Source organism: Streptomyces sp. AA4 (genome assembly GCF_000158875.1).
Lineage (GTDB): Bacteria > Actinomycetota > Actinomycetes > Mycobacteriales > Pseudonocardiaceae > Amycolatopsis.
The window spans coordinates 6259335-6284942 of the sequence record NZ_GG657746.1 but is presented as its reverse complement, the minus strand read 5'-3'; the positions used below and the strand labels follow the sequence as shown (position 1 = coordinate 6284942).

Here is a 25608-nt window from a genome sequence, read left to right as displayed (position 1 = left end):
CGGTCAGCGGATCGCGGCGAGGAGCGTGACTGCTCCCGCCGCGATCAACGCGGCGGCGAATCCGGAGCCGCCGCCGAAATTGGCGACCGTGCTGAACACCGCGACCCCGCCGCCCGCGCCGATGGCGAAACCCACTTCTTGCGTCGCCCCGGCCGCTCCGGCGTGCTCAGCGGTCGCGGCCTCGAACAGCGCAGTGGTCGCCAAGGTGCCGATCGCGCCGTAGCCGAATCCGACCAGGGCGACCGGAAACACCTTGTGGCTCAACGGAATCGCGGCCAAGCCGACAGCTTGAATCACTAGCGCGACGGACGTGGAGGTCCGGCTGCGGAGCCAGTTCAAACTGAAGGGCGCGACCAATCCGCCGACCGCGGTAGCTACGGCTTGCGGAGCGAGCGCGAAACCCGCTTCGAGCGGTGTACGTCCTTGCGCGTGCTGCAGTTCGAGGCTGACGAGGTAAAGACAGGCCGCCGCCGTCGCCGCGGAGACGACGATCCGCGCGAATGCCGACGCGAATCCCGGGCGCAGAAACAACCGGATGTGCAACAGCGGTTCCCGAAGCCGAAGTTGCCTGCGCACGAACACAATTCCGGCCAGCACACCCGCCGCAACACCCACCACCCCGCGCAACGGCGAGACGGTGACTTCCTGCAGCCCGTACACAATCCCGCCGATCGCCGCCACCGACCACAGCAGACTCGGCACCTCCCACCCGGCAGTCGCTTGCCCGCGCGATTCGGGAAGCAACCACCCCGTCAACGCGAGTGTGAGCACTGCGAGCGGCACCAATGCGAGGAAAACCCAGCGCCAGCCCGGCCCTTCCGTCAGCAATCCGCCGACGACCGGCCCGAGCGCGTTGCCCGCGCCCAGCACGGTGACCCACATGCCGTTGGCGAACGCGAGATCGCGCCCGGAAAACAACGAGCCGATCGTGCCCCGACCCCGGCCAGAATCAACGCGCTGGCGACTCCGAGCAACCCTCGGCACACGATCAGCAACGCCGCGTTGGTGGCGGCCGCAGCCACCGCGTTCAGCACCGCCAACGCGCTCACGCCAAGCAGCAGCACGCGTTTCCGCCCGTACCGGTCGCCGGCCCGGGCCGCCCCGACCATCGCGACCGCCAGCGCTAACGGGTACCCATCGACGATCCACGCCCGGGCTGAGTCCGACACCCGCAGTTCGTCCGCGAGCCGCGGCAGCGCCGTGGTGACCATGCCGAGGGCGAGACTTCCGCCCAGCACGCCAGCCAGCAACGGGAGCAACACGAGCCCGCGTCGCGGCTCCACCCGGGTCAACGCCATGCGAAGATCCTGTCCGGACACCTCCGCGGTCGACAAGTACGGACTGCCTCGTCCAGTACTGACCGAATGGATAGTGAGGAGGCCGGATGCGCCCGCAAACGGAGAAGGCCGTCCGAGCGTGGCGAACGACCTGCGCCGCCGAGATCACGACGATGGTGCTGGGCGGCGCGTGGAAGCCAAGCATCCCGCACGCGCTGGCCGAACACGGCGTGCTGCGCTTCGGCGAACTCTCGCGCCTGTTGTCAGATCTCACGGACCGAGTGCTGACCCGCCAGCTCCGCGAACTGGAATCCGACGGCCTGCTGCGCCGCGTGGTCTATCCGCAGGTGCCGCCGAAAGTGGAATACAGCCTGACGGAACTGGGCGAGAACGCGCAGGAGGTGCTGAACGCCATGGCGGCGTGGGGCCGTTCCTACGCTGAGGAGCACGATCCCGGCCGCTGATCCGTTCGGTCCGGTTGAGGACGCCGGTCGAACCGGTGCAGCAGAACGGCGAATCCCCCCATGACCACTGCCGGGATGGCATAGAAAACGACGGGCAGGACGGGGTAGACATCAAGGCGTCCGAGCACTCGTGCGGCCACTGGTACGACAATGAGCGGCGCGAGAAGGATCAACGCCGCACGGCGCCCGCTTCGCGTGCGAAGACGGCAGGCGGCGAAGACGCCCACTACGAGCACTGCGAGTTGCACCAGTTGGGCGAGGGGCAGATGTACGCCCCGAGTGGTCGTCGTCAGCGCAAGCAGCACCACGACTGTACCGGCCACAATGGACAGTCGCAGTCGGCCCAGCAAAGCCAACCCGCGGCGTGGTCCCGGCGACGCGGTCATCGAGAGCGCCGCGAAAACGCTGAGCAACACCCAGCCCGCGGACACGTCGACCGACCAATGCCGGACGGGATCGAGAACCGTGACGGTGAGCAAGGCACCGGTGGCCACCCAGGCGAGGACCACCGAGGCCCGGCGCATGCCGCACACCCCGAGCACGACGGCGGCCAGCCAGGCCGACCACACCGGAACGTCCGCGAGCGCGCCCAGCCACATCCGCAGCACCCAACCGTCCAGCCGGGCCACGCTTCGGATCTCGCGCACGGTGGAAGCGGCTCCAGCCAGGAGGAGCACTGGTGCCAGCAGGCTGACGATCGCGAGGGTGTCGCGGCGCCCGCTCAACGTGTGCCGCCAGTGGACTTGGACGGCACCCCAGATGAGGTCGACGGTTCCCGCGACCCCTGGCGTGCTTCGATTTCCGGCGTCGTCGAGCAGTACTCCCAGCATTTCTTCGCCGTGCGCGGCTCGGTGCGCGCGCGGGTACAACGCCAGCAGCCGCCGGTAGCGTCTTTCCAGCTTGGTCACGCCAGTCCTCCCGCGCTGCGGAGCTGAAGCCGTCGTTCGGCCGCGGTCGTGTGGCGTTGCCGCCGCTGGACTTCCGCGGTCAGCCGCGCGGCTCCCGCTTCGGTCAGGCGGTAGTAGCGGCGCAGCCTGCTGTCCACGACTTCCTCGCGATCCACTTCCACCCAGCCCTCCGCGTGCAGCCGGTCCAGCGCGGCGTACAACGTGCCGGCTCGCAGGGTGACCTGGCCGTCGGAGATCGTCTCGACATCGCGCAGCACGCCGTAGCCGTGCTGAGGCTGGGCAGCGAGCGCGGTGAGGACCAGGAAGGTCGGCTCGCGCAAAGGACCGTCGTTCATGGCAGGAGCATATACCGACTATCAGTATATAGCGACCATCGGCTAGCAGGGACGAACGGCGTTCGGCAAGCGAACGCTCCGAGATAAGGTGCACCCGTGGATCCCAAGGAGCGGCGCGCGGCCCGGCACCAGCCGCCGAAACCCGGAACCGGCCCGAAACCCCGGCGGCGCACGGTGCCGATCACCGTCGAGCAGGTCGTCGACGCCGCGCTGGAGATCATCGCCGCCGAGGGGTACGAGGCGTTGTCCATGCGCCGCGTGGCCGACGCGCTGAACACCGGTCCCGCCTCGCTTTACGCGCACGTCGTCAACAAGACCGACCTCGACGAGCTGCTCATCGCGCGGCTGTGCGCGAAAATCGTCCTGCCGGAGCCGGACGCGGCGAACTGGCGCTCGCAGATCCGCGACGTGTGCGGCCAGCTGCGCGACCTGTACCTGGCCTACCCCGGGATCTCCGGCGCCGCGTTCGCGGTGGCGCCCACCGACCTCGACACCGCGCGGCTCAACGAGGGGATGCTGGCGATCCTGCTGAACGGCGGCGTCCCGGCGCAGGCCGCGGCGTGGGGCGTCGATTCCCTGCTGCTCTACGTGGCCGCCTACTGCCTCGAGGCGTCGATCGTGCGGCGGCGGGTGGAGGAGAAGGACGCCGTGTGGGTCGTCGGACGGGACGAGATGCAGCGTCGTCTCGCGGCCTTGCCCGCGGAGGAATTTCCTTGCACCGCTCGCCATGCCGTCGAGTTGACTGCTGGCGAGGGGCATGACCGGTTCGACTTCACGCTCGACGTGATGATCGACGGTCTGGCGCGTCGCTAGGCGATCCGCCGTCCGGGGCCGTCGGCGTCCCGACGCAGGTCAGGCACCTGTTTGACCTGTTGAAAAGCAAGTCCAGCACACCTGGTCGCGGTCTCGTGCGCGTTGACAAGAACACTGTTCGTTGATAGAACGGTGTTCGTAACGGTAGGGGCGGCCGTATGCGAACCCGTGCGCAGGCCGCGATTGCCCGTGCCTGCCTCTTTGATCCTCGGCGTCTGGCCGAGAAGGGAGCACCTCGTGAAATCGGTCCGGTTCAGCGTCTTCGGCGGCCCGGAAGTCCTCGAACTCGTGGACGTCCCGGATCCGCACCCGGGCCCCGGCGAGGTTCGGATTTCCGTGCGAGCCGCGGGAGTCAACGCGAGCGACTGGAAGAAACGCCAGGGCCTGATGGATCAGGAACTGCCGCAGACCATGGGGCACGAGGCGGCGGGCGTCGTGGACGAAATCGGCGAGGGCGTCACGGAGGTGGAGATCGGCGACCGGGTGTTCGGATTCGCTGCTTCCGGTGGTGCGCAAGCGGAATTGGCCGTGCTGTTCTGCTACACGCCCATCCCGCCGTCGCTTGGTTTTGCCGAGGCTGCCGCACTGCCCGCGGCTGCGGAGACGGCAGCGCGTGTACTTGATCAGCTCGGCGTGGCGAGCGGCACGACGCTGCTCGTCAATGGTGCTTCCGGCAGCGTCGGCAGTGCCGCGGTTCAGCTTGCCGCGGCCCGGGACGCGCGGGTGATCGGCACGGGAAGCCCTGCCACGCATGACTTTCTGCGCTCGCTCGGGGCGGCACCCGTCGCCTACGGACCTGGTATGCCAGACCGGGTCCGCGCGCTCGCGCCCGACGGCGTCGACCTGGCGCTGGACGTCGCCGGAAGCGGGGTGCTGCCGGAATTGATCCAGCTCGCGGGCGGTCCGGAACACGTCGTCACCATCGCCGATTTCGCCGGTGCCGAGCAGTACGGCGTGCGCTTCAGCCGCGGCGACGGCGGCCACGCGCTATACGTGATATCTCAACTCGGCGAGCTGGTCGAAGCCGGAAAGTTCACCCTGCCCGTCGGGCTGACGTTCCCGCTGTCCGACGTCGCGGAAGCGCACCGGGTCGGCGAATCGGGCCGCGTGCGCGGAAAGCTCGTCCTTCTGCCCGGTTGACGGGCCCTCCCTCGAGAGAACCTCATGAACTCTGACCTCGCGCCGACCGGGATAGCCCAGTCGGCTCCTCGAAGCGTGCGCCACCAGCATCGCTGGCTCACGCTCGTCGTGCTGAGCCTCGCCCAGCTGATGGACGTCCTCGACTCCACGATCGTCAACATCGCCCTGCCGAGCGCGCAGCACGACCTCGGTTTCCCCGCCGATTACCGGCAATGGGTGCTGACCGGCTACGCGCTCGCGTTCGGCAGTCTCCTGCTCCTCGGCGGCCGGCTCTCTGACCACTTTGGACGAAAGCGGCTGTTCCTCGTCGGCGTCGGCGGGTTCGCGCTCGCTTCCGCGGTCGGTGGCGCCGCCGGGAATTTCGCGACCCTGCTGGCCGCGCGAATCGGCCAAGGCGCGTTCGCCGCGATGCTCGCGCCTGCCGCATTGTCCTTGCTGTCGCTCACTTTCGCCGACGACGCCAAGGAACGCGGCCGCGCCTTCGGCATCTTCGGCGCGATCTCCGGCGCGGGCGGGGCGGTGGGATTGCTGCTCGGCGGCGTCCTGACCCAGGGCTTGTCGTGGCGGTGGTGCCTCTACGTCAACCTGATCATCGCGGCGATCGCGTTCGTCGGCGGCCTGGTGCTTCTCCACGACGAAGAGCGGCCGCAGCGAGTCCGGCTCGACGTCGCGGGCGCGGTCGTCGTGGTGCTCGGCTTGATCGGGCTCGTCTTCGGCCTCGGCACTGCGGAAAGGAATGGTTGGCCCGACCTCCGGACTCTCGGGCCCGCACTCGCGGGTCTCGCGCTGATCGCCGCCTTCGTGGCCATCGAACGCCGCACCGCCCATCCACTGCTGCCGCTGCGAGTAGTCCTCGACCGGGTCCGCGGAGCCGCGTACCTGACCCTGGGCATCACCGGGACCGGGATGTTCGCGGTATTCCTGTTCCTCACGTTCTATCTCGCGAATACGCTGGGGTTCAGCCCGGTGCAGACCGGCGTGGCGTTCCTGCCGATGATCGGCCTGGTCATGGCGGGAGCGGTGTTCTCCGGCGCGGTGCTCCTGCCGCGCTGGGGGCCGCGGCCGATCGTCTCGCTGGGCTGCCTCCTCGCCGCGGCGGGCATGGCTCTCCTCACCGGAATCGGCGCGGATTCGAGTTATGCGGCGAACATCCTGCCCGCGCTTCTCGTTACCGGAGTGGGATTCGGCTTCATTTTCGGCCCAGTGCAGAACGCCGCGACCAGCTGTGTCCGGCCGCATGACGCCGGGGTGGCGTCCGCGCTGGTGACGACGGCCCAGCAGATCGGCGGCTCCATCGGAACCGCGGTGTTCAGCTCGCTCGCAACGTCCGCGACCGCCGGATACCTGGCCGCGCACCCCGGGGCTCCCGTCGAGGCGACCTTCGCCGGATACCACCTGGTGTTCTGGACCGCGGCGGCGGTATTCCTTGGTGGTGCGGTAGTAGCCGCGCTGCTGTTCCGCGGCGGTCGCTTGCCCGTCGATCCGGCCGCGCAGCACCACTAGCTTGCGCAGCGCGCGCGTTCTATCGTGGGAGGTTCGAAACCTGGGGAGGGATCATGATTCGTCGGATTATTGCTGTGCTCGGCGTGCTGGGACTGGCCGGAATCGCGACGGCGGCGCCTGCTTCGGCCACCTCGCAGCTGACTCTCGATCCGAACTCGGGCGCGCCGGGCGATCCGGTGACGATGAGCTGGGTGTGCAGCAAGGACGACGGCCCCGTGCGTCAGCTGTGGTCGAACGTGCTGACCGGGTTCCCGACGAACCCGCCCGGCTACGGCGGCACCGTGCAGGCGAACGTGCGGCCGGACGTGACTCCGGCGGGGAACGGCAATTACTGGGTGGCGCTGGACTGCCAGCATTCCTCTTCGATTTTGCCGTTCACGGTCCGCTGAGCCGGGTGGGCCGCCGCGTAGACTGAACTGCGTGACCGGCCAGCGGCTCCTTTCGTTCCTGCGCGAACTGCAGGCGACCACCTCGTGGACGGTGGTCGCCGACGACACCTCGGTGAGATGGCAACTCAGCGGGTTGACGTGGCAGGCCACGGTGCTGGTCGATCCGCGGCGCTGGCTCGGAGTGGAGTTCGCGGCCCGCGACCCGGCGACCGGCAAACTCGTCACGTACGACATCGACACCGATCTGTACGACATCTCGCAGGAGAGCCAGCGCGAGTTCGCCGAGGAGATCGAACGCGACATCATCGAGTTTCTCGGCAACCTGCGGAAGGGCGCGATGCTGCGCGGCCCGAACGGTGCGCTCGTCTTCCCGCTCGACGGTGCATGGGTCCGCGTCGTCCGGGGGCGGTTTTGGACGACCGCGTCCACGTACGCAGAGGACGCCGAGGCTCGGGCGGGCGGCGAATATGTTGTGGTGCGGTGACGGAGTTACTGCTATCTCGCTGGCTTTCCGGTGAGCGGGCCGTTCGGCCCGATCTCCGACGATAGCGGCGGACGATTCTCGCGCCGCAAAGACGACCGCGGCTGTTATGCGGCGGCGCCCTCAATGTGCGCCTTCAGCAGTTCCAGTCCGGGCTAGATGCGGGCCGGGTCCTCGACCGGGTGCGGGCCGGGAGGTTCGGCGGGCGGGACCAGCCGCTCGAACAGGCGGCAGAACAAGGTTGTCCCGTCGCCGAGGTCGAAGGTGGTGAAGGTGGCGATCGCGTGCATCGACGGTGCCGGGGTCCCGTCGTCGAGGACGTCTCGGCCGACCACCGTCCAGAGTTTGCCGGGGACTCGCGCCACCACGGTGTACAGCTTCGGCTTTTCGTTCAGGTCCGGCACAATGGTTTCGAGCAGCTCGTCGCCCATTTCCGCGGGGACGTCCGGCGTGCCGCGGCGCACTTCGGTTCCGGACGCCATCGGCAGCCATTTCGGCAGGTTCGACCACGTGGTCGCCCAGTCGTAGACCTGCTGCGCCGGCCGGTCGACCACGATGCGGTTTTCGACGAAACGGATGTTCAGGTTGTCCGGAATCTGCGGAACGTAGAGTGCGGTCGTCACGTTTTCTCTCCCTTTCCGAACGGTCTGGGGAAATGCGGTCCGCGCCGAAACTGGGAAATGTGCGGCCGGAGGAACGCATTTCCACGACACTCACGCTAGAAGCCATGGTCGATGCCCGTCCAATGCTGCCTTGGTGTTCGGCTATGTCGGTTGGGCATAGCCGGTGCTCGCCGCCCGGATCTCGGCCGCCACCTCGTCCAGTTTTCGCGTCATGAGCAGCATCGTCGGGGTGAGCTGCCTGCCCGCGGGCAGCGTGACGCCGACCGATTCCACGATGCCCAGGTCGACCGGCAGCGCGGTCAGCTCCGGTTCGGTCTCCGCGACCAGCTGCGGCATCACGACCAGGGTGTCGGTTTCCAGCGCGATGGCGCGGACGGCGAGGAACGAACCGGACTCGATGCGGTTGGCCGGGGTCGGGAGGCCGCGGCGCAGGAGGTGTTCTTCCAGGTGCCGCCGCTGCGGGTTGTCGGCGGGCGGCAGCGACCAGAGTTCGCCGATCAGGTCGGCGAGCGTGAGTCCCGGCCGCCGGTGCGCGGGATGCCGGCGGCGCGCCACCACGCGCGCGGGCTCGTAGTAGAGGTGGTGCTGGCGCAGCCGGTCGTTGTTCGCCGGTTCGAGGGTCCCGACGACGAGGTCGACGTCGCCCGCGAGCAGCGCCTCGTACAGCGCTTCCGGGCCGCCGTGCCGGATGACGACGGTCAGGTCGGGGGCCGCGGCCTTCACTCGCGCGACCGCACGGGGCAGCAGCACGCTCGCCCCGGCGAGGAAGGTGCCGATCGTGACGGTGCCGGCGTGTCCGTCGACCAGCTCTTCCAGATGCCGCCCGGCTTGGCGGAGTTCGGCGAGCACCGCGCGGGCGTGATCGACGAAGACCTCGCCGAACAGTGTCGCCGTCATCCCGCGCGGGCGGTCATCGGGAACGCTCGGCTGGTCGCATGCGCTCGATTCTGCCGGTCCGCTCAGCGGTGGCCGCCGGATGGCACGACGAAGCTGACGGTTTTGCTGGCGAGGACCTGGTGCGTGGGATCGGCCAGTCCGATCCACAGCTTGTGCGGCAATTACCTCAACGGCTACTACATCTCGTTCGGCGCGTTCTACAACGACTTCACGGTCTCGAATGCGCAGGCGTTCGGGACCGCGGACGCCATTGTGTCCACAGAGGACGATCTGGCCGCCTTCGAACGCGCGCTGTTGAGCGGAAAACCCCTGCCGCCGCAGCAGGCCGAGCTGAAAACGATGGTGCCGGTCGACGGCCTGCGGACCGGCGTGGAATCACAGCGGCCGCGTGCTGGGATCTTTTACCCTGTGGCTGACCAGCGACGACGGCAGCAAACAGGTCCTGGTGGCGGCCAATGTGAACCATCTAGCCGGGGCCGCGACCATAGGGCAAACCACGCTGGGGAACGCGGCGCTCAAGGCTTACTGCGCGTCCTGAGCCGCGGCGGCCAGCCAGTTCTTCTCGCGACGAAGGACATCCTGCCTGATCTGACCGGTTTGCCCGAGTAAGCTCGGCGCTGGGAACGGCCGCCTGTTCCGATCAACGGCACCTGTCCCGCGTGGATTCCCAGGACCGGGCGGTCGTCGCGGATTTTCTGCACAGCACCTGGTGACAGCGGCCGGTCACGGATGGTTCACTATGTTAGGAAGTTTTCCTAATGAAGGCTGGAGGTCGCCCGGTCATGTCATCCTCCCGTAGGCGTTTCGCTGTGGTCGGCGCCGCTCTGGCGCTCGCCGTGCCGCTCGCGGTCAACTCCGCGCACGCGGAAACCGCCGACGCCACCGCCAAGTCCTATACGGCCGCGCAGGTGCTGGCCGGCGTCAAGAAGAACAGCACGGACGCGAACAAGGTCAATTCCAAACCGCACATCAACACCATGACGCGGGCCAAGGACGTCAACGTCTACCAGGTGGCGAAGGGCGTCTACGCCTACGGTTCCGGCCTGGCCGTGGACACCGACGGCAGCGACCCGGACCCCGATCCCGACCACCAGGGCACCACCACTTTCAAGGACAGCAACGGAAAATCGCTCGGCGCGCACCACGTGCCGTTCTACGTACTCGGCGACGACTGTTACGACAAGAAGAGCCCGTGCCCGCATTTCTTCTACAAGGAACACGGGATCAAGGGCCGCCAGTTCGCGCTGATGTTCTACAAGAGCAAGGTCATCGGGGCGATCTTCGGCGACACGCAGACGGCGAACGACCAGGACACGTCGGACAACGACTCGCGCGAATTGGGCGAGGCGTCGGTGAAGGCGGCGTCGCTGCTGGGAATCAACAGCAGCGGCACTGACGGCGGCGTCGACAACGGCGTGACAGTCGTGATCTTCTCCGGTTCGGATTGGGTCGTGAACGGGACCAACTCGACCCTGAACGCCACGGCGCAGGGCATGGTCAACAAGGCGCTGGACAGCCTCGGGGCCAGCATGGGCATCTAGACCCGGCAACGAATGCGGTCACCGCTGTGGTTGGCGGTGGCCGCATTCGTCGTGTCTGGGGTTCGGGTGCGTGCGATAGCCTCGTCGGGGCGGTGCTCCTTCATGGTCGGGCCCGCGCAGCTTTGACTACTGGCGAGGGAACGGTGCACGGCGAGATCAGGCGCAGCAGGGTCATCAACGTGTTCGCCGCCTTCGTCGTGGTGGCTCTTGCGTCCGGCGTCCCGGCGGCGTACGACGTCGGCGGACTGCCTCCGCTCGCAGTGTCCCTGCCGCTGGCCGCGGTGCTGTTGGAAATGATCCGCCGGGGTGGTTTGCGGCCCCGCATCGCTTGGGACGACCGCGGCGTGTGCGGCTGTGCTCCAGCGCGGCAGTCAACCGGCGCTCGTCCGCACCGGCTCGCGAACCGTAGCGCTGGGAAGGCTTCGACAGTAGCCGAACATCGTCGAACTCCCACCGGACGCTGCTGTTCTCCAACCCGCCCTCGATCCGGTTGTCGCGTTCCCGGATCGCTCTGGCTTAAGTCAGCAAGCTTGGCCTGAGTGGTTCAGCAAAATGCTCGCTGGCGGCGGCGAAGCTAGCCGATTGTGCCGCTCAACAATATTCTTTGGCGCCGCCCACAATCGTCCGGCGAATGCGCAGGAAAAGCCGAACGCGAAGATCATTTCGCCTTGACCCTCCTGCCCGGTTCCCGTACACCAGACCTCGAACTCGTCCGGTCTCGAGGATTTCGGACGGGAAAAACCGGGAAAGGAACGGCGTCGTGGCGAAAGCGGTGGGCATCGACCTGGGGACGACCAACTCGGTGATCGCGGTGCTGGAGGGCGGCCAGCCCGCGGTGATCGCCAATGCGGACGGCGCGCGGACGACCCCGTCGGTGGTCGCGTACACCGATTCGGGAGAGCGGCTCGTCGGGCAGCTCGCGCGGCGGCAGGCGATCATGAATCCGAAGGGCACGATCTCGTCGGCGAAGCGGTTCATCGGCCGCCGCTACGACGAGGTGGCCAGCGAGATCGACGCGGTGTCCTACGACGTCGTGCCGGGGCCGGACGACGCGGTGCGGTTCGACGTGCACGGCAAGAAATACGCGCCGGAGGAGGTTTCGGCGCTGGTGCTGCGCAAGCTGGTGGACGACGCGTCGAAGTTCCTGGGGGAGAAGGTGACCGAGGCGGTCATCACGGTCCCGGCGTACTTCAACGACGCGCAGCGCCAGGCGACGAAGGACGCGGGCCGCATCGCGGGGCTGGAGGTGCTGCGGATCATCAACGAGCCGACCGCGGCGGCGCTGGCGTACGGGCTGGACAAGAAGCAGCACGAGACCGTCCTGGTGTTCGACCTCGGCGGCGGCACGTTCGACGTGAGCGTGCTGGACATCGGCGACGGCGTAGTGGAAGTGCGCTCCACCGCCGGCGACACGCATCTGGGCGGCGACGACTTCGACCGCCGGGTGGTCGACCACCTGGCAGGAGAATTCGAAAAAGAGAACGGCATCGACCTGCGCGCGGATCCGCAAGCGCTGCAACGGTTGTTCGAGGCCGCGTCGAAAGCGAAGGAAGAGCTGTCCTCGGTCACGCAGACCACGATCAACCTGCCGTTCATCACCGCGGACGCCTCGGGCCCGAAGCATCTCAACACGACGTTGATGCGCTCCACGTTCGACCAGATCACCTCGGACCTCGTCGAGCGCTGCAAGGTGCCGGTCGAGCGGGCGCTGGCCGACGCGAAGCTCACCGCGAACGACATCGACGAGGTCATCCTGGTCGGCGGGTCGACGCGCATTCCGGCCGTGCAGGCGCTGGTGCGGCGGATGACCGGCGGCAAGGACCCGAACATGACGGTCAACCCGGACGAGGTCGTCGCCCTCGGCGCGGCGATCCAGGCGGCCATCATCAAGGGCGAGGCCAAGGACGTCCTGCTGCTGGACGTCACGCCGCTGTCGCTCGGCATCGAGACGATGGGCGGCGTGATGACGAAGGTCATCGACCGCAACACCACGATTCCGGCTAGGCGCAAGGAAACCTTCTCCACGGCCGAGGACAATCAGTCCGCTGTGGACATCGTCGTCCTGCAGGGCGAGCGCGAGAAGACGGCGGACAACCGGGTGCTCGGCCGGTTCCGGCTCGAGAACATCCCGCCCGCCCCGCGCGGCGTGCCGCAGATCGAGGTCACCTACGACATCGACGCCAACGGCATCCTCAACGTCTCGGCCAAGGACACCAATTCCGGCCGGGAACAGACCATCACTATCTCCGAAAGCTCCAATTTGGACTCCGCGGACGTCGACCGGATGGTCGCCGACGCCGAGGCGCACCGGGCCGAGGACGCCAAACTGCGCGAGATCGTCGACGCCCGCAACACGCTCGACAGCGCGGTCTACCAGGTGGAGAAAAGCGTCGCGGAACTCGGCGACGCGGTGCCGCTCAACGAGAAAGCCCGCGCGGAGAACCTTGCCGTGGATGCCCGGGACCTCCTCAAACAGGACGAGCCGAGCCTGGAGAAGCTGCGGTCGCTGACGTCGGAACTCCAGCAGTTGTTCCACGGCCTGGCCGCGGTCGCGTCCACCGCGGGCGACGCGCATTTCCCGGGAAACGACGACGGTGACGACGTCGTCGACGCCGAATTCACCACCTCCTGACCGCCATGGAGAACCAGCAGGAAGCCGCCGAACCGGAAGACACCACCGACGTCGCCTGGCTTCAGACGAGAGTCGCCGAGCTGGAGAACAACTGGCGCACGGCGATGGCCGACCTGGACAACCTCCGCAAGCGCACCGTGCGCGACACCCTGCGGGTGCGGCAGCAGGAACGCAAGCGGGCCGCCAAAGAACTGCTGACCGTGCTGGACAATCTCGACCTGGCGATCGGGCACGCCGAGGCGGACCCGATAACCATCGTCGCCGGTGTCGAAGCGGTGCGCGCGCAGGCGGACCTGGCGATGGCTGACCTCGGCTTCCCCCGGTACTCGGACGACCAGGGGATGCCGTTCGATCCGCAGCTGCACGAGGCGGTGTCGGTCGTTCCGGCAGTGGGCGTCGAGCCGGGCACGGTGGTCCAGGTCGTGCGCCCCGGTTACGGCGACGCCGAGAACCAGCTGCGGCCCGCGGCGGTCGTGGTCGCGAAGGCGGATTGATGAGCGACAGCGAGGACTTCTACGAACTGCTCGGCGTCTCCCGGACGGCGAGCCAGGAAGAGATCCAGAAGGCGTACCGGAAACTCGCCCGCAAGTACCACCCGGACGTGAACAAGGACCCGGGCGCGGAGGACAAGTTCAAGGCCGTTTCCGAGGCGTACGACGTGCTTTCCGAACCGGAGAAGCGCAAGCGCTACGACGCGTTCGGCAAGGACTTCCGCCAGGTTCCGCCGGACCTGGACCCGGAGACCTACGCTCGCGCCAAGGCAGGCGGCGGATTCTCCGGCTTCCAGAACGCCGAGGGAGTCGACTTCGAGGACCTCTTCGGCGGCATGTTCGGCGGCGGCTTCCAAAGCGGTTTTCAGGGCGGCTTCCAAGGCGGGTTCGGCCGGCAGCGCGGCCCGATCCCCGGCGCCGATCAAGAGGCCGGAATCGAGATCACCCTGACCGAGGCGTACCAGGGCGGACGGCGTTCGTTCACCCTCGATGGCCCGGAGGGCTCCCGCACGGTCGACGTCAACATCCCGGCCGGAGTGAGCAACGGCAAACGCATCCGCCTGGCCGGGCAGGGCGGTTACGGCAGCGGCGAAGGCGCACCGCGCGGCGACCTGTACCTGGTGGTGCATCTGTTTCACGACAAGCGCTACCAAGTAGAAGGACGCGACGTGACCGTCGATCTCCCTTTGCTGCCTTCGGAAGCAGCACTGGGCGCGACCGTCGCCATGGATCTCCCCGGCGGCGGCGAAGCGAAGCTGAAGATCGCGCCGGGCACGTCCAGCGGACGCAAGCTGCGGTTGCGCGGGCGCGGCATTCCGAACACGCGGGGCAATCCCGGCGATCTGTACGCGGCGGTCAAGATCGTCGTCCCGAAGGACCTGACCGCCGAGCAGCGCAAGCTCTACGAGGAACTGGCCGCGGCCACCACCGACAACCCGAGGAGGCCGGGATGACCTACGCGCTCGTGCGCCGCAGCCCCGGCGCGGCGCATCTGGACCTGCCGACGTTCGCGCACGCGACCGGCCTGCACCCGGAGCTGGTCCGCCGGTTCACCGTGCTGGGCCTGCTGGAACCGGTCGAGGACGCGCGCGGCGAATGGTGGTATCCGGTGGCGCAGGTGTCCGCGGCGGCCCGGATCCAGCGGCTGCGCGCCGGGCTCTCGCTGAACTACGCCGCGGTGGGCTTGGTCGCCGACCTGCTCGACCGCATCGCGGACCTCGAAGCGGACCTCCGTACCCGATCCCGACGCAGCGGAGACTGACCATGGATCCCAACCGGCTCACCCGGAAATCCCAGGAAGCACTGCACGACGCGCAGACTGCCGCGCTGCGGTACGGCCAGCCGGAGGTCGACGGCGAACACCTGCTGCTCGCGCTGCTCGACCAGTCCGACGGGCTCGCGTCGCGGCTGCTCGAAGAGGCGGGGGCGGATCCGGCTCGTCTCGAACAAGAGCTGGAAGCGGCACTCTCCCGCCGTCCCAAGGTGAGCGGCCCCGGCGTCACGCCCGGCGAAACCCGCGTGACGGCGCGGCTGGCTCGGGTGCTCGACGCGGCCGATCGCGAAGCGGGACGGCTCAAGGACGATTACGTGTCCGTCGAACATCTGCTCGCGGCGTTGCTGGAGGAGGGCAGTTCGAGCGCGGCCGGACGGCTGCTGCGCGGCGCGGGCCTGACCCGGGACAAGTTCCTGGAGGTGCTGCGGAAGGTAAGGGGGAACCAGCGGGTGACGTCGGCGACGCCGGAATCGGCCTATGAGGCCTTGGAAAAGTACGGTCGCGATCTCGTCGCCGACGCGGCGGCGGGCAAGCTGGACCCAGTGATCGGACGCGACGCGGAGATCCGGCGGGTGATCCAGATCCTGTCGCGCAAGACGAAGAACAATCCGGTGCTCACCGGCGATCCGGGCGTGGGCAAGACCGCGATCGTCGAGGGGCTCGCGCAGCGGATCGACCGCGGTGACGTGCCGGAAGGACTCAAGGGCAAGACGGTGTTCTCGCTCGATCTCGGTGCGCTGGTCGCGGGCGCGAAGTACCGGGGCGAGTTCGAGGAGCGGCTGAAGGCCGTGCTCAACGAGGTGACCGCCGCCGAGGGCCGGATCCTGTTGTTCGTCGACGAACTGCACACCGTCGTGGGCGCGGGTGCCACTGAGGGTGCGATGGACGCGGGCAACATGCTCAAACCCATGCTCGCGCGCGGCGAACTGCATCTGATCGGCGCGACGACCGCGGATGAGTACCGCAAATACATCGAGAAAGACGCCGCCCTCGAACGACGGTTTCAGCCGGTGCTGGTGGACGAGCCGTCGGTCGAGGACGCGATCTCCATCATGCGTGGGCTGCGCGAGCGGCTCGAAGTGTTTCACGGCGTGAAAATCCAGGACAGCGCGCTGGTCGCCGCGGTCGTGCTGAGCCACCGCTACATTTCGGACCGGTTCCTGCCGGACAAGGCGATCGACCTGGTGGACGAGGCGTGCGCGATGCTGCGCACGGAGATCGACTCGATGCCCGCCGAACTGGACGAGCTGAGCCGACGGCTGACCCGCACCGAGATCGAGGAAGCCGCGCTGGCGAAGGAAACCGACGCGGCGAGCAAGGCACGGCTCGAGGAATTGCGTCGCGAGCTGGTGGATCTGCGCGCCGAGGCGGGCGGGATGCGGACGCAGTGGGAGGCCGAACGGTCCGCGCTGCACAAGGTTCAGGCGTTGCGCGAGGAGATCGAGCAGGTCAGCCGGGACGCCGACGCCGCCGAGCGGGCCTACGACCTGAACAAGGCCGCCGAATTGCGGCACGGCAAGCTCCCCGAGCTGGAGCGTCGCCTGGTGGGCGAGGAAGAACTGCTGGCCACACGGCAGGCGGGCACCCGGTTGCTGCGCGAGGTCGTGACCGAGGAGGAGATCGCGGCGGTCGTGTCGCGGTGGACCGGCATTCCGGTCAGCCGGTTGCAGGAGGGCGAGCGGGAGAAGCTGCTGCGCCTGGACGAACTGCTGCACGAGCGCGTGATCGGGCAGGACGAGGCGGTGCAACTGGTCGCGGACGCGATCATCCGGGCGCGGTCGCGGATCAAGGACCCGCGCCGTCCGATCGGGTCGTTCCTGTTCCTGGGCCCGACCGGCGTCGGCAAGACCGAGCTGGCGAAGGCGCTGGCCGCGGATCTGTTCGACACCGAGGACAACATCGTCCGGATCGACATGAGCGAGTACCAGGAGCGGCACACGGTGTCACGGCTGGTCGGCGCGCCGCCCGGGTATGTCGGCTACGACGAGGGCGGCCAGCTCACCGAGGCGGTGCGGCGCAAGCCGTATTCGGTGGTGCTGTTCGATGAGATCGAGAAGGCGCACGCGGACGTCTTCAACACGCTGCTGCAGGTGCTGGACGACGGGCGGCTGACCGACGCGCAGGGCCGCACGGTCGATTTCCGCAACACCGTAATCATCATGACCTCCAACATCGGCGCGCATTTCCTGCTCGACGGCGTGAACGCCGAGGGCGAGATCACCGAGTCCGCGCGCGACGAGGTGATGGCGGCGCTGCGCGGACATTTCCGGCCGGAGTTCCTCAACCGGATCGACGACATCGTGCTGTTCAAACCGTTGACGCTGCCGGAAATCGAGCGGGTTGTCGAGCTGATGCTGGGCGACCTGCGCAAGCGGCTCGCCGAGCAGAACATGACCCTGGAGGTGTCCGACAAGGCGCTGCGGTTCATCGCGGAACAGGGATTCGACCCGGTGTACGGGGCCCGGCCGCTGCGCCGGTTCCTCGCCCGCGAGGTCGAGACCCGGATCGGGCGCGCGCTGCTCGGCGGGGACGCGCACGACAACACGGTCGTCGACGTCGGCCTCGACGACGGCGTGCTCACCGTGACCTGCCGGGACCGCGAGGCAGCGGCATGATCCGCGGCGCGGCCTCGCGGGCGGGCCGATGACTGCTGGCGGGCTCGCCGAGTGGGTCCAGCCGCGCCTGCCGCGACTGATCGACGACATCTGCACGGCGGCGTGCGAGCGGATCGACCTCTACCGGGACGAAAAGATCGTCCCGCGCGCGGACCTGCACCGCTCGATCGCGGTCAACGTGCGGTTCCTGGTCGACGCGCTCGGCGGGGTCGAAGACCCGGATCAGGGTGCGCCGCAGGAGACCGGCAGCCGGCGCGCGCACCAGGGCGCGCCGCTGCCGGAAGTGCTGCAGGTGTACCGGATCGGCTGCGCGATGCTGTGGGAGCTGCTGGCCGCCCACGCCCGCGAGACCGGTGCCGCGGACGCGCTGATCGATGTCGCCAGCCTGCTCTGGCAGGTCACCGACGAGCACGCGGTGCGCGTGACCGAGGCGTACCGGACGGCGAGTGCGGAACTTCTCGTCGCCCAGCAACGCCGTCGCTCCGCGCTGGTCGAGGCGTTGTTCACCGGCCAGCGCCTCTCCGGAGCCGGACCGTGGGAAGCCGGACGGCTGCTCGGCCTTGCGCCGGAAGGGAAACTCGCCGTCGTCGCGGCCGAGACGCGCGGGCTCGCCGAGGAGAGCCTGCCTGGCATCGAACGGCGGCTCGGGCAGCTCGGCATGGTGTCGGCGTGGCAGCTCACTCCGGTCTTGCAGGCCGGGCTGGTTTCGTTGCCGGAAGAGCAATACGGCGCCCTGCTGAGCGTGCTCACCGAGGTCGCGTTGACCCGCACCGGAGTCAGTCCGCTGTACCCGTCGCTGTCCGACACCCCGCGTGCGTTGCACCTGGCGCGGACCGCGCTGGCCAGTGCCTCGCCGGAACGCGCCGAAGTCCGCGCATTCGACCCCAGCCCGCTGGCCGCCCTCGTCGCCTATGACCCCGACGAAGGACGACGGCTCGGCGACCAGGTCTTCGGCCCGGTCCTGGATTTGCCCGCCGACGAACGCGACCTGCTGCTGGAGACTCTCGAGGCCTACTTCGCCGAGGGCGGTTCCTCCGAACGCGCCGGCCAGACCTTGCACTGCCACGCCAACACCGTCCGCTACCGGCTCCGGCGGATCCGGGAACTCACCAACCGGTCGCTGACCGACCCCCGGGACCTGGCCGAGCTGGTCACCGCGATGCAAGCGCTGCGCATCGACACTTCCGCCCACTCTCCAAGGGATTGACCATGAACCAGATCACCGCGAAAACCCTCGGCACCCCGAACGGCGGCCTCTTCGACAACCCGTGGCCGCCGGATTTCCCGGCCGCCGGACAGCGGGTCGCGATCTTCGCCTACGAGGTGACCCGGGTCGACGGCACCGGCCAGGACGACATCCGCACCTATCACGTCGGTCCGGTCGAAACCGCCGCGAAAGGCCCGATCTCGAGCCGTGACGAGCCGCAGGGCATCACGGTGGCGTGGCGCGGGTGCGGCACCGGAACGGTCACGTCGATGTCGGCGCCGCTGGACCGCGAACGCACCTGCGAGGTCGTCCCGGACGAGGCGGACCTGCTATGACCACTCCGCCGGTCCGCCTGGACACCACCTTCGGACGGGACCTGGGCACTCCGCGCTCGCGGTAGGAACGCCTGCTGGCGGACGAGCCCCAGTTCGTCGTGCACGGGCACGTCGTCGAGCACGCCTTCGCGGCAAGTCACTGACCTTGCTGGGACGCCGCAGCATGGGTACCGAGGTCATCGAGGGTCAACGGATGCCGCGGTGCCTGGTCGAGCACGATCCGGCGCGTCGCGGTCAGATCCGCGCCGACGTGCAGCAGCTCGCCAGGCCGGAGGTTCTGCCAGCCAGGATCTTCGTCCATGCGCTCGCTGGCGACAACGACGGCCCGGTGGCGGCTGAGTTCGCCGGACCGAGCCCGGATCCGGCCCGCGGCGCTCGCGTGTTCGAGGTGCCGATCGCCGTGCGGGCCGCCGGGGCAGCGCTGCAGGACGTAGAGGTCGTGGGTGTCGGGGTAGCGCAACGCCCAGAGCTCGTCCGGCGTGGTGAGGATGAGGTTGATCGCGTAAACCGGCAGATTCAGGGCGGCCCACCGCGCGGCGGCGGCGATTCCCGCGCTCACGTCGCCGTGATGCTCGTCGATTTCCTTCGTGACCAGGGCGAAGAACCGTTCGGAATCGGTGTCGCCTTGGACGAGGTCCCGATACTCGCCAAGCCGGTCTTCCAGGCGGGACAAATCGCCGATGACGCCGTTGTGGGCGAACAACCGGCCGTGCTGGAGGAAAGGATGCGTGTTGGCCGGGTCGAGTCCGCCGGTCGAGGCGTAACGGATGTGGGCGAGGAAGGTCGTCGATTCGCATTCCTTGGCCTCGCAGGCGAACTGTTTGTCCGCATACGCCGCCAATGGCTGTTTCCACACCTGCGGCGCGCCGTGCTCGTCGAAGACGCCGAGCCCGGTCCCGTCCGGTTCGCGCCGGCTCTGGGCCGCGAGGCTGTCAGGTGCTTCGAGCAGCCAAAACGTGGCGGGCACGCGCTGCGGGGCAGCGGACAGACCAAACAGACGGCACATGCCGCCCCCTTTCCCGACGCGGTTCAGATCCCTGGTTACCCGGGGGAATCGGCCTGAACCCTCGCGAAGACGTGGCCTTGCCGACGGTCTGCTCGCGGCTCAGACGGGTAGCCGCAGGGGAGTGCCCCTGTTGTCGCGTGCCGGGAGGAGCGACGTGAACGTCAAGTCTTTCGTCCGGGAGTTCCCCACGATCCATCTCGTCGTCGGCGTGCTCGGCAACGTGATCTTCTTCGTGGGGAGCGTGTTGTTCCTTTCGGCCTCGACTGAATTGCTCGCGATCTGGCTGTTCATCATCGGTTCCCTCGGGATGATGCTGGGCGCGATCGGACAGGCGGTCTATATTCACGAGCGGCACCGGCTGAATGGTGCGCCGGGGGAACATCCGACACGAGCCGGTCACTCGCCGGACGCAACGGGCGGTCGGTGAAGGTGCGGCGTGCGGCACCAGGGAGGAAAGTCCCCTGCGGATGGAATATCTTCATGGGGTGTCTGTGATTTTCTCTCGATTTCGTGTTGCGCCGGCCGTTATCGCAGGCGTGGTGGCTGTCGCGGTCAGCGGATGCTCCGAACTGACGCAGGGGACGGCGATCCCGCTGCCGTCCAGCGCTGTTCAGGACGGTTCGCCCTCGCCGGGGAACGAGAACGTGGAAGCCCCGAAGGTTCCCGCGCCAGTCAACGTGGACAAGTTCCTCGCGGATCCGTGCAGCATGCTGACGCCGGCGCAGCTGTCCGCGTTGCAGCTGAGCCAGCCCGGGGCTGACAAGACGTCCAGCTCCGTCGGTTGCGGGTGGCGGTTCAGCGACGGGTACACGGCCGTCAGCGCGACGTTTCTGACCACGGTGAAGAACGGCCTGACGAACGCCTACCGGCAAAACGCGTCCGGCTACTACAAAGACGGCTACTTCGAGCCGACTGTCGTAAGCGGTTTTCCAGCCGTGCTGGCCAACACCGCGGATCGCCGCAGCCAAGGGCAGGCGACCATGCTGGTCGGCGTGTCGGAGCACACCGAGATGCTGGTGCTGATCCAAGGCACGCCCGGCAGCAACGCCACGACTGCGGCCACGAACGTGACCAAAGCTGTCCTGTCGACCATGCAAGGCGGACAGTGAGACGGCCTGCTCCGTGGCGGTCAGGTGCGATGGAACGTTTATGCCAAGGCGATTCAGCTACCTGGATGAGCGGCCGCGCGTCATCAGGCCACCACGATCCGCTGCAAGTCTTCGCCCACGGTGACCGCACCCCGGTACCCGCGCTGGGCCCATTTCCTCCACTGTGCCGGATTGATCCGCGAGCCGTCCGCGCTGCCCAGATGCGTGAGCACGAGGCGCTTGGCTCCGGCGCTTTCCGCGATTCCGCCGACTTTCTGCACTTCCACATGCGACTCCAGCAGGTGGTCGCGGAACACCGGGCTGAGGTTCATGCCTTCGATGTTGACGGCCTCGTGAAGCAGCAGATCCGAGTCCGCGGCGAGAGCGAGGAGGTTGTCGCTGTAGGTGGTGTCGCCGGAGAACGTCACCGCGCCGTAGCGGGTGTCGAAGCGGAACGCGAAGGAGGGGAACACCGGCCCATGGGTACGAGCGTCGCGGTGACCCGGACGTGGTCGTCCTCCATAACCAGGAACGGTCGCATGGCAGGGTGCGTACGGCGGAAGTCAGCCCCCACCTCGGGAAGCGCGATCTCGCGGACGTCGCTCAGCGTCCGGATGTCCGCGATTCCCATGTCGCGCAAGAAAACGTTGCTGCTGTAGGCGTACGCCTCGTGACAGCGCTGCGTCAGGTCAGCGGTTCCCGGCGTGGGTTGCTCCGGGCACACCGTGGGCGCCTCGCCGCCCCCGAACTTCGGCGGCACGCCGCCTGCCGGCCCGGGCCCGTATACCTTGACCGGCTGCGCCACATTGTCCCGTTCGTAGACCGGCACACTGCCGCCGAGAAGGAAGAAGTTGTAGTAGTCGGCGACATGGTCGGCGTGTAAATGAGTGAGGAAAATGGCTTCGAGCGTCCGGAACTTCAACCCGGCCCGGACGAACTGGGTGGTCGCGCCGCGGCCGCAGTCGACGAGGTAGGTACGCCCGTCCACCACCAGTGCCGTGGCGATCCCGCTCCGGTCCGGCGACACCGGCGGCCCTGCTTGAGTGCCCAGCAGGAGCACCTCCAGCCGGGACCGGGCGGGCGAAGCTGCCGCAGACTGAACAGCTGGGCCGCCGGCGGCTGCCACGCCGAGCGAAGCCGCGATAGCGCCCAGCCCGCCGATGAGCGACCGGCGGGTGACCGAAGAGGACGCGGCGGCATCCGCCGAATCGGGAACAGGACACATGCGGGCGCTCCTGGGAAAGGGAAATCGTCGGGAAGTGGGGCGATCATTCAGTCGCGGCCGGCTTCGATGATCTTCGCCGCCAAGGCGTCCGGGTTGGTGAAGAGAACTTCGTGACTTCCGGGCATCTGCACGATCCGGCACAGCCCGAGGCGCGAGGAAAAGCGCGGGTGCCACGCGAATTCGCCATGCGGCATCGCGATGTCCTCGGTGCAGTTGAGATAGGAACACCGCAGCCGGCCCGCGGCGATCAGCTCGTAGAACTTGGCGAGGTCCAGTTTGTCCTCGAGCATCGTCACCGGCGTGGGGCACAACGTGTCGAACGCGGCGCGGGCCGTAGGCTCGTCGGCGTCGTTGAGGAACGCGTCGCGCCACACCGGCCACGGCAACGAGAACATGCCGTCCACCGCCAACCCGAGCACCATCTCGCGGTAGGCGGCCGGCGACTCGTCATTGATGCTGTTTCCGTTGGCGAGCACGAAAGCGTTCCAATACACCAACCTGCGGATGCGCTCCGGCATCGCCTCGGCCACCTTGGAAATGATGGTTCCGCCGAAGCTGTGGCCGACCAATACGAAGTCGTGCAGTCCGCGATCGGCGATATAACGCACGATCGAATCGACCCCGTCCGCGTGGGTAACCCCCGGTTTCGCGCCCTCTCCGAAACCCGCGACGGTGGGGGTGTGCACGGTGTGACCAGCCGCCCGCAACCGGGCGGCGATCGATTCCCAATGGTCGCCGGTGTGCCAGGCGCCGTGCACGAGGACGTACGGTGCGGTCACAGAAGCCGCCTTTCGCTGGTGGTAATGCGGAGGATCAGCATGTGACGCGGGGCATAAGGGTGTCCAATGCCCATTACGGCCAGTTCGATGCCGACTAGGGCATAGCCAGGCTCCAGTCGGATGCGGCGGCACCGTTCGGTCATCCTCGCCTCGACACCTGCACGCGGGCTTGCCTCAAGCGGCGATCCTCCGCAGGACTGGCGAGAAGAGTGAACATCTGTTTATCATGATAAACATGAGTTCACTTCCGGACGACCGTACGGCGAAGGCGCGGATCCGCGACGAGGCACTGCGGCTGTTCGGCGAGCGCGGCCCGGACGCGGTGACGGTCCGCGATGTCGCGGCGGCAGCGAGCGTCTCGCCGGCCCTGGTGATCCGGCATTACGGGTCCAAGGACGGGCTTCGGGACGCGGTCGACGAGCACGTGGTCCAGGTGTTCGGGGCGATGCTCGCCGAGGCTGTCGCGCCGAGCGGGGACAGTCCCTTCGACCTGGACGCAGTGCCGAGCCTGGCCGAACTGGTGTCCGGCAACCTCCCGGCGGACTCTGGCATCCCCGGGTACCTCGGGTGGCTGCTGCTGGGCGGCGGGCCGGCGGCGTCGGCGTTGTTCGGCAAGCTGTACGCGCTGAGCCGGGACGCCCTCGCGGTGATGTCGAGCGCCGGGATGGCGGAAATGGGCCCGGATCCCGAGGTGCGTGCGGCCGTTTTGCTCGTGAACGACCTCGCGGTGCTGATCTTGCGCGACCGGCTGCGCGAGGTGCTCGGCGTCGACCCGCTGTCGACGGACGGGATGCGCCGCTGGGGTGCCGAAGTGTTCGCCGTCTACCGCGACGGCCTGGGCGGTGCTGCGCCAGCCTGAGAAATCCTTCCACGACAATGAATCGAGGTCGGCAGATGTCCCCTGCCACACCGTCTTCGGACGCCGTTGGACGCGCCGGCGCGAGGCTGTTGCGCAACCGGCGGCTGATGCGCGCACCGATCTGGCTTTACCGGGCCCGGCTCGGTTTCCTGTTCGGTTCCCGGCTGCTTCTGCTCGAACACGTCGGCCGCAAGACGGGAGCCCGGCGCTACGTCGTGCTGGAAGTCCTCGGGCGTCCGACCCGGGACGCTTACGTCGTGGCGTCCGGCTTCGGCGACCGGGCGCAGTGGTACCGCAACCTCGCCGCCGAGCCGCGGGTGCGGGTGGCCAGCGGTGCGCGGGGCCTGACTTCGGCGACCGCGCGCAAGTTGTCCACTGCGGAAGCGGATGCCGCGCTCGCGATCTATGTGCACAAGCATCCGCGAGCCTGGCGCGAGTTCAAGACGATTCTCGAGAACACTCTCGGCACGGCTGTCAGCGAACGAGACACCGAGCTGCCGATGGTCGAGTTGCGTTTGGACGGAGCGGGATCGTGAAAGCGGTCGTGTGCGGCGCGGGGAGCGCCGGGCTGGCCGCGGCGCACTGCCTGTCCCGGCACGGCTGGGAGGTCGTCGTGCTGGAGCGCGCACCGGCCCCCGGGCGCAGGGCTACATGATCGACTTCATGGGGCCGGGTTACGACGCCGCGGAAGCGATGGGCGTTCTCCCTCGGCTGCGCGAACTCGCTTACGACGTCAAAGAAGCCGGCTACTACGACAAGTCCGGCCGACAGCGTGCGGCGATCCGGTACGACACGTTCGCCAAGCCGGTCGGCGGGCGGCTGCTGAGCATCATGCGGCCGGACCTCGAGTCGGCGCTGCGGGAAAGCCTGCCCGGAGACGTCGAGCTCAGGTTCGGCGCCGAGGTCACCGGCGTCTCCGACGGTCCGCGCAGCGTCCTGGTGCGCGCTGCGGACGGGACGGCTTACGAGGCGGATCTGCTGGTCGGGGCCGACGGGGTGCACTCGGCTGTCCGCGAGCTGGTATTCGGTCCGGAATCCGGGTTCCTGCGGTATCTCGGCTTTCACACCGCGGCATACACGTTCCGTGATCCGGAGGTGCAGGCGCTGGTGCGCGGCCGGTTCTGCCTGTCCGACAGCATTGGTGCGGGGCTTGGCTGCCACGGGCTCCGTGACGGCGGTGTCGCGGTCTTCGCCGTTCACCGGGCAGCGGATCCGGCGCTGCCCGGTGAACGGGCCACCGTGCTCCGGCGCGAGTACCGGGGGATCGGCTGGGTCGCGCCGCGCGTGCTCGACGCGTGCCCGCCGGACGACGAGGTCTACTACGACCAGGTGGCTCAGATCGTGCTGCCGCGGTGGAGCAGCGGCCGGGTCGTCCTTGTCGGCGACGCGCGTTACGCCGTCTCGCTGCTCGCGGGAATGGGCGCCTCGCTGGGATCGGCGGCGCGTCCGTGCTGGCCGAACAGTTGGCGCGCGCCGCCACCATGGGGGAGGCGCTGGAGGAATACGAACGGTTGTGGCGTCCGGTCGTGGCAGACAAGCAGGCGTCCGCGCGCAAGAGCGCACGGTGGTTCCTGCCGAGATCGCAAGCAGAACTGCTGCTCCGTCGCGTCGCGTTGCGGCTTTTCCGGCTGCCCGTCCTGAAGCGGTTCCTGATCAGGTTTCTGTCCGGCAAGCAGACCGCAGTCGTCCGCGGCCTCGCCTCGACGTGCGGTGCCGGGCCGCCGATC

The 25608-nt window shown here is 68.2% G+C and carries 30 protein-coding genes and 1 pseudogene; 21 read left to right on the top strand and 10 right to left on the bottom strand.

Annotated features, from left to right (window positions below):
* Nucleotides 1-3: 3 nt before the first annotated feature.
* A pseudogene (locus SSMG_RS28680) lies at nucleotides 4-1211 on the bottom strand (MFS transporter).
* 173 nt (nucleotides 1212-1384) lie between these two features.
* Between SSMG_RS28680 and SSMG_RS28675 the strand changes: the two are divergent.
* A complete protein-coding gene (locus SSMG_RS28675) occupies nucleotides 1385-1741 on the top strand; it encodes a helix-turn-helix domain-containing protein (RefSeq protein ID WP_009081803.1) in 357 nt (118 codons plus the stop codon).
* Here SSMG_RS28675 and SSMG_RS28670 read toward each other — a convergent pair.
* Both SSMG_RS28670 and SSMG_RS28665 read right to left on the bottom strand, forming a co-directional pair.
* Nucleotides 1711-2649, bottom strand: a complete 939-nt coding sequence (locus tag SSMG_RS28670; protein ID WP_009081801.1) for a hypothetical protein — start codon at nucleotides 2647-2649, stop codon at nucleotides 1711-1713. The genes SSMG_RS28675 and SSMG_RS28670 overlap by 31 nt on opposite strands.
* On the bottom strand, nucleotides 2646-2984 hold the full coding sequence (locus SSMG_RS28665; protein WP_009081800.1) for a PadR family transcriptional regulator: 339 nt from the start codon (nucleotides 2982-2984) through the stop codon (nucleotides 2646-2648). The genes SSMG_RS28670 and SSMG_RS28665 overlap by 4 nt, the downstream gene beginning before the upstream one ends.
* Nucleotides 2985-3080: 96 nt before the next feature.
* On the opposite strand from SSMG_RS28665, the gene SSMG_RS28660 reads away from it, so the two are divergent.
* The 5 genes from SSMG_RS28660 to SSMG_RS42675 all read left to right on the top strand — a co-directional run bounded on the left by SSMG_RS28660 (nucleotide 3081) and on the right by SSMG_RS42675 (nucleotide 7313).
* A complete protein-coding gene (locus SSMG_RS28660) occupies nucleotides 3081-3797 on the top strand; it encodes a TetR/AcrR family transcriptional regulator C-terminal domain-containing protein (RefSeq protein WP_009081799.1) in 717 nt (238 codons plus the stop codon).
* A gap of 237 nt (nucleotides 3798-4034) precedes the next feature.
* Entirely contained in the window at nucleotides 4035-4937 is a 903-nt protein-coding gene (locus SSMG_RS28655; RefSeq protein ID WP_009081797.1) for an NADP-dependent oxidoreductase, read from the top strand.
* 24 nt (nucleotides 4938-4961) lie between these two features.
* Entirely contained in the window at nucleotides 4962-6440 is a 1479-nt protein-coding gene (locus SSMG_RS28650; protein ID WP_009081795.1) for an MFS transporter, read from the top strand.
* Between the two features lie 53 nt (nucleotides 6441-6493).
* A complete protein-coding gene (locus SSMG_RS28645) occupies nucleotides 6494-6829 on the top strand; it encodes a hypothetical protein (protein ID WP_009081793.1) in 336 nt (111 codons plus the stop codon).
* Nucleotides 6830-6860: 31 nt separating this feature from the next.
* Entirely contained in the window at nucleotides 6861-7313 is a 453-nt protein-coding gene (locus SSMG_RS42675; RefSeq protein ID WP_009081792.1) for a hypothetical protein, read from the top strand.
* Nucleotides 7314-7465: 152 nt separating this feature from the next.
* Here the strand turns inward: SSMG_RS42675 and SSMG_RS28635 are convergent, their stop codons facing one another.
* The 3 genes from SSMG_RS28635 to SSMG_RS47770 form a co-directional block, all read right to left on the bottom strand.
* Nucleotides 7466-7933, bottom strand: coding sequence for an SRPBCC family protein (locus SSMG_RS28635; protein ID WP_050788305.1), 468 nt, complete (start codon nucleotides 7931-7933; stop codon nucleotides 7466-7468).
* Nucleotides 7934-8074: 141 nt separating this feature from the next.
* Nucleotides 8075-8830 carry a LysR substrate-binding domain-containing protein gene (locus SSMG_RS28630; RefSeq protein ID WP_050788304.1) on the bottom strand — a complete coding sequence of 252 codons (756 nt, stop codon included), beginning with the start codon at nucleotides 8828-8830 and terminating at the stop codon, nucleotides 8075-8077.
* Between the two features lie 62 nt (nucleotides 8831-8892).
* Nucleotides 8893-8991, bottom strand: coding sequence for a DUF6130 family protein (locus SSMG_RS47770; RefSeq protein WP_234392760.1), 99 nt, complete (start codon nucleotides 8989-8991; stop codon nucleotides 8893-8895).
* Here SSMG_RS47770 and SSMG_RS45660 point away from each other — a divergent pair.
* The 9 genes from SSMG_RS45660 (at nucleotide 8981) to SSMG_RS28590 (ending at nucleotide 18924) form a co-directional block, all read left to right on the top strand.
* Nucleotides 8981-9439, top strand: a complete 459-nt coding sequence (locus SSMG_RS45660) for a hypothetical protein (protein ID WP_234392759.1) — start codon at nucleotides 8981-8983, stop codon at nucleotides 9437-9439. The genes SSMG_RS47770 and SSMG_RS45660 overlap by 11 nt on opposite strands.
* A gap of 200 nt (nucleotides 9440-9639) precedes the next feature.
* Nucleotides 9640-10371 (top strand): glycoside hydrolase family 75 protein, encoded by a 732-nt coding sequence (locus SSMG_RS28625; RefSeq protein ID WP_037715164.1) that lies wholly within the window; start codon nucleotides 9640-9642, stop codon nucleotides 10369-10371.
* A gap of 631 nt (nucleotides 10372-11002) precedes the next feature.
* The gene (dnaK, locus tag SSMG_RS28620; protein WP_286156983.1) at nucleotides 11003-13003 is read left to right on the top strand and encodes a molecular chaperone DnaK; all 2001 of its coding nucleotides are present in this window, start codon (nucleotides 11003-11005) and stop codon (nucleotides 13001-13003) included.
* A 5-nt stretch (nucleotides 13004-13008) separates the two neighbouring features.
* On the top strand, nucleotides 13009-13497 hold the full coding sequence (locus SSMG_RS28615; protein WP_009081781.1) for a nucleotide exchange factor GrpE: 489 nt from the start codon (nucleotides 13009-13011) through the stop codon (nucleotides 13495-13497).
* On the top strand, nucleotides 13497-14447 hold the full coding sequence (locus tag SSMG_RS28610; protein ID WP_009081780.1) for a DnaJ C-terminal domain-containing protein: 951 nt from the start codon (nucleotides 13497-13499) through the stop codon (nucleotides 14445-14447). The genes SSMG_RS28615 and SSMG_RS28610 overlap by 1 nt, the downstream gene beginning before the upstream one ends.
* Complete coding sequence (locus tag SSMG_RS28605; RefSeq protein WP_009081778.1) at nucleotides 14444-14755, top strand: chaperone modulator CbpM; 312 nt, start codon at nucleotides 14444-14446, stop codon at nucleotides 14753-14755. The genes SSMG_RS28610 and SSMG_RS28605 overlap by 4 nt, the downstream gene beginning before the upstream one ends.
* 2 nt (nucleotides 14756-14757) lie before the next feature.
* Nucleotides 14758-17382: an ATP-dependent chaperone ClpB gene (gene clpB, locus SSMG_RS28600; protein ID WP_009081776.1), complete on the top strand. Its 2625-nt coding sequence runs from the start codon at nucleotides 14758-14760 to the stop codon at nucleotides 17380-17382.
* A gap of 28 nt (nucleotides 17383-17410) precedes the next feature.
* Nucleotides 17411-18589 (top strand): CdaR family transcriptional regulator, encoded by a 1179-nt coding sequence (locus SSMG_RS28595; protein WP_009081774.1) that lies wholly within the window; start codon nucleotides 17411-17413, stop codon nucleotides 18587-18589.
* 2 nt (nucleotides 18590-18591) lie between these two features.
* Complete coding sequence (locus SSMG_RS28590; protein WP_009081773.1) at nucleotides 18592-18924, top strand: hypothetical protein; 333 nt, start codon at nucleotides 18592-18594, stop codon at nucleotides 18922-18924.
* 136 nt (nucleotides 18925-19060) lie between these two features.
* Here the strand turns inward: SSMG_RS28590 and SSMG_RS28585 are convergent, their stop codons facing one another.
* A complete protein-coding gene (locus SSMG_RS28585) occupies nucleotides 19061-19930 on the bottom strand; it encodes a class II glutamine amidotransferase (RefSeq protein ID WP_009081772.1) in 870 nt (289 codons plus the stop codon).
* 154 nt (nucleotides 19931-20084) lie between these two features.
* Here SSMG_RS28585 and SSMG_RS47255 point away from each other — a divergent pair, with 154 nt between their 5' ends.
* Entirely contained in the window at nucleotides 20085-20357 is a 273-nt protein-coding gene (locus SSMG_RS47255) for a YrhK family protein (RefSeq protein ID WP_037715161.1), read from the top strand.
* A 112-nt stretch (nucleotides 20358-20469) separates the two neighbouring features.
* A complete protein-coding gene (locus SSMG_RS43870) occupies nucleotides 20470-21039 on the top strand; it encodes a DUF3558 domain-containing protein (protein WP_199786013.1) in 570 nt (189 codons plus the stop codon).
* An 83-nt stretch (nucleotides 21040-21122) separates the two neighbouring features.
* Here the strand turns inward: SSMG_RS43870 and SSMG_RS46420 are convergent, their stop codons facing one another.
* From SSMG_RS46420 to SSMG_RS28565, 3 genes are read right to left on the bottom strand one after another with little or no spacing between them, the layout of a single operon-like run.
* Complete coding sequence (locus tag SSMG_RS46420; RefSeq protein ID WP_050788303.1) at nucleotides 21123-21491, bottom strand: MBL fold metallo-hydrolase; 369 nt, start codon at nucleotides 21489-21491, stop codon at nucleotides 21123-21125.
* On the bottom strand, nucleotides 21443-22243 hold the full coding sequence (locus tag SSMG_RS43025) for an MBL fold metallo-hydrolase (RefSeq protein ID WP_009081765.1): 801 nt from the start codon (nucleotides 22241-22243) through the stop codon (nucleotides 21443-21445). Before SSMG_RS43025 ends, SSMG_RS46420 begins: the two co-directional genes overlap by 49 nt.
* A 47-nt stretch (nucleotides 22244-22290) precedes the next feature.
* Entirely contained in the window at nucleotides 22291-23022 is a 732-nt protein-coding gene (locus tag SSMG_RS28565) for an alpha/beta fold hydrolase (protein WP_009081763.1), read from the bottom strand.
* 235 nt (nucleotides 23023-23257) lie between these two features.
* Between SSMG_RS28565 and SSMG_RS28560 the strand changes: the two genes are divergently transcribed.
* From SSMG_RS28560 to SSMG_RS28550, 4 genes are read left to right on the top strand one after another with little or no spacing between them, the layout of a single operon-like run.
* Nucleotides 23258-23881 (top strand): TetR/AcrR family transcriptional regulator, encoded by a 624-nt coding sequence (locus SSMG_RS28560; protein ID WP_009081761.1) that lies wholly within the window; start codon nucleotides 23258-23260, stop codon nucleotides 23879-23881.
* Between the two features lie 35 nt (nucleotides 23882-23916).
* Complete coding sequence (locus SSMG_RS28555; RefSeq protein ID WP_009081760.1) at nucleotides 23917-24417, top strand: nitroreductase family deazaflavin-dependent oxidoreductase; 501 nt, start codon at nucleotides 23917-23919, stop codon at nucleotides 24415-24417.
* Nucleotides 24414-24536, top strand: coding sequence for an FAD-dependent oxidoreductase (locus SSMG_RS46415; protein WP_199786012.1), 123 nt, complete (start codon nucleotides 24414-24416; stop codon nucleotides 24534-24536). Before SSMG_RS28555 ends, SSMG_RS46415 begins: the two co-directional genes overlap by 4 nt.
* On the top strand, nucleotides 24533-25522 hold the full coding sequence (locus SSMG_RS28550; protein ID WP_199786011.1) for an FAD-dependent monooxygenase: 990 nt from the start codon (nucleotides 24533-24535) through the stop codon (nucleotides 25520-25522). Before SSMG_RS46415 ends, SSMG_RS28550 begins: the two co-directional genes overlap by 4 nt.
* Nucleotides 25523-25608 lie beyond the last annotated feature (86 nt).

What these genes read in the sequence shown, in the direction of transcription:
- SSMG_RS28675 (WP_009081803.1), top strand. Translation starts at nt 1,385, where the DNA reads ATGCGCCCGCAAACGGAGAAGGCCGTCCGAGCGTGGCGAACGACCTGC.
- SSMG_RS28665 (WP_009081800.1), bottom strand. Translation starts at nt 2,984, where the DNA reads ATGAACGACGGTCCTTTGCGCGAGCCGACCTTCCTGGTCCTCACCGCG.
- SSMG_RS28650 (WP_009081795.1), top strand. Translation starts at nt 4,962, where the DNA reads ATGAACTCTGACCTCGCGCCGACCGGGATAGCCCAGTCGGCTCCTCGA.
- SSMG_RS28645 (WP_009081793.1), top strand. Translation starts at nt 6,494, where the DNA reads ATGATTCGTCGGATTATTGCTGTGCTCGGCGTGCTGGGACTGGCCGGA.
- SSMG_RS28630 (WP_050788304.1), bottom strand. Translation starts at nt 8,830, where the DNA reads ATGACGGCGACACTGTTCGGCGAGGTCTTCGTCGATCACGCCCGCGCG.
- dnaK (WP_286156983.1), top strand. Translation starts at nt 11,003, where the DNA reads ATGCGCAGGAAAAGCCGAACGCGAAGATCATTTCGCCTTGACCCTCCT.
- SSMG_RS28615 (WP_009081781.1), top strand. Translation starts at nt 13,009, where the DNA reads ATGGAGAACCAGCAGGAAGCCGCCGAACCGGAAGACACCACCGACGTC.
- SSMG_RS28610 (WP_009081780.1), top strand. Translation starts at nt 13,497, where the DNA reads ATGAGCGACAGCGAGGACTTCTACGAACTGCTCGGCGTCTCCCGGACG.
- SSMG_RS28605 (WP_009081778.1), top strand. Translation starts at nt 14,444, where the DNA reads ATGACCTACGCGCTCGTGCGCCGCAGCCCCGGCGCGGCGCATCTGGAC.
- clpB (WP_009081776.1), top strand. Translation starts at nt 14,758, where the DNA reads ATGGATCCCAACCGGCTCACCCGGAAATCCCAGGAAGCACTGCACGAC.
- SSMG_RS28595 (WP_009081774.1), top strand. Translation starts at nt 17,411, where the DNA reads ATGACTGCTGGCGGGCTCGCCGAGTGGGTCCAGCCGCGCCTGCCGCGA.
- SSMG_RS28590 (WP_009081773.1), top strand. Translation starts at nt 18,592, where the DNA reads ATGAACCAGATCACCGCGAAAACCCTCGGCACCCCGAACGGCGGCCTC.
- SSMG_RS28585 (WP_009081772.1), bottom strand. Translation starts at nt 19,930, where the DNA reads ATGTGCCGTCTGTTTGGTCTGTCCGCTGCCCCGCAGCGCGTGCCCGCC.
- SSMG_RS43025 (WP_009081765.1), bottom strand. Translation starts at nt 22,243, where the DNA reads ATGTGTCCTGTTCCCGATTCGGCGGATGCCGCCGCGTCCTCTTCGGTC.
- SSMG_RS28560 (WP_009081761.1), top strand. Translation starts at nt 23,258, where the DNA reads ATGAGTTCACTTCCGGACGACCGTACGGCGAAGGCGCGGATCCGCGAC.
- SSMG_RS28555 (WP_009081760.1), top strand. Translation starts at nt 23,917, where the DNA reads ATGTCCCCTGCCACACCGTCTTCGGACGCCGTTGGACGCGCCGGCGCG.
- SSMG_RS28550 (WP_199786011.1), top strand. Translation starts at nt 24,533, where the DNA reads ATGATCGACTTCATGGGGCCGGGTTACGACGCCGCGGAAGCGATGGGC.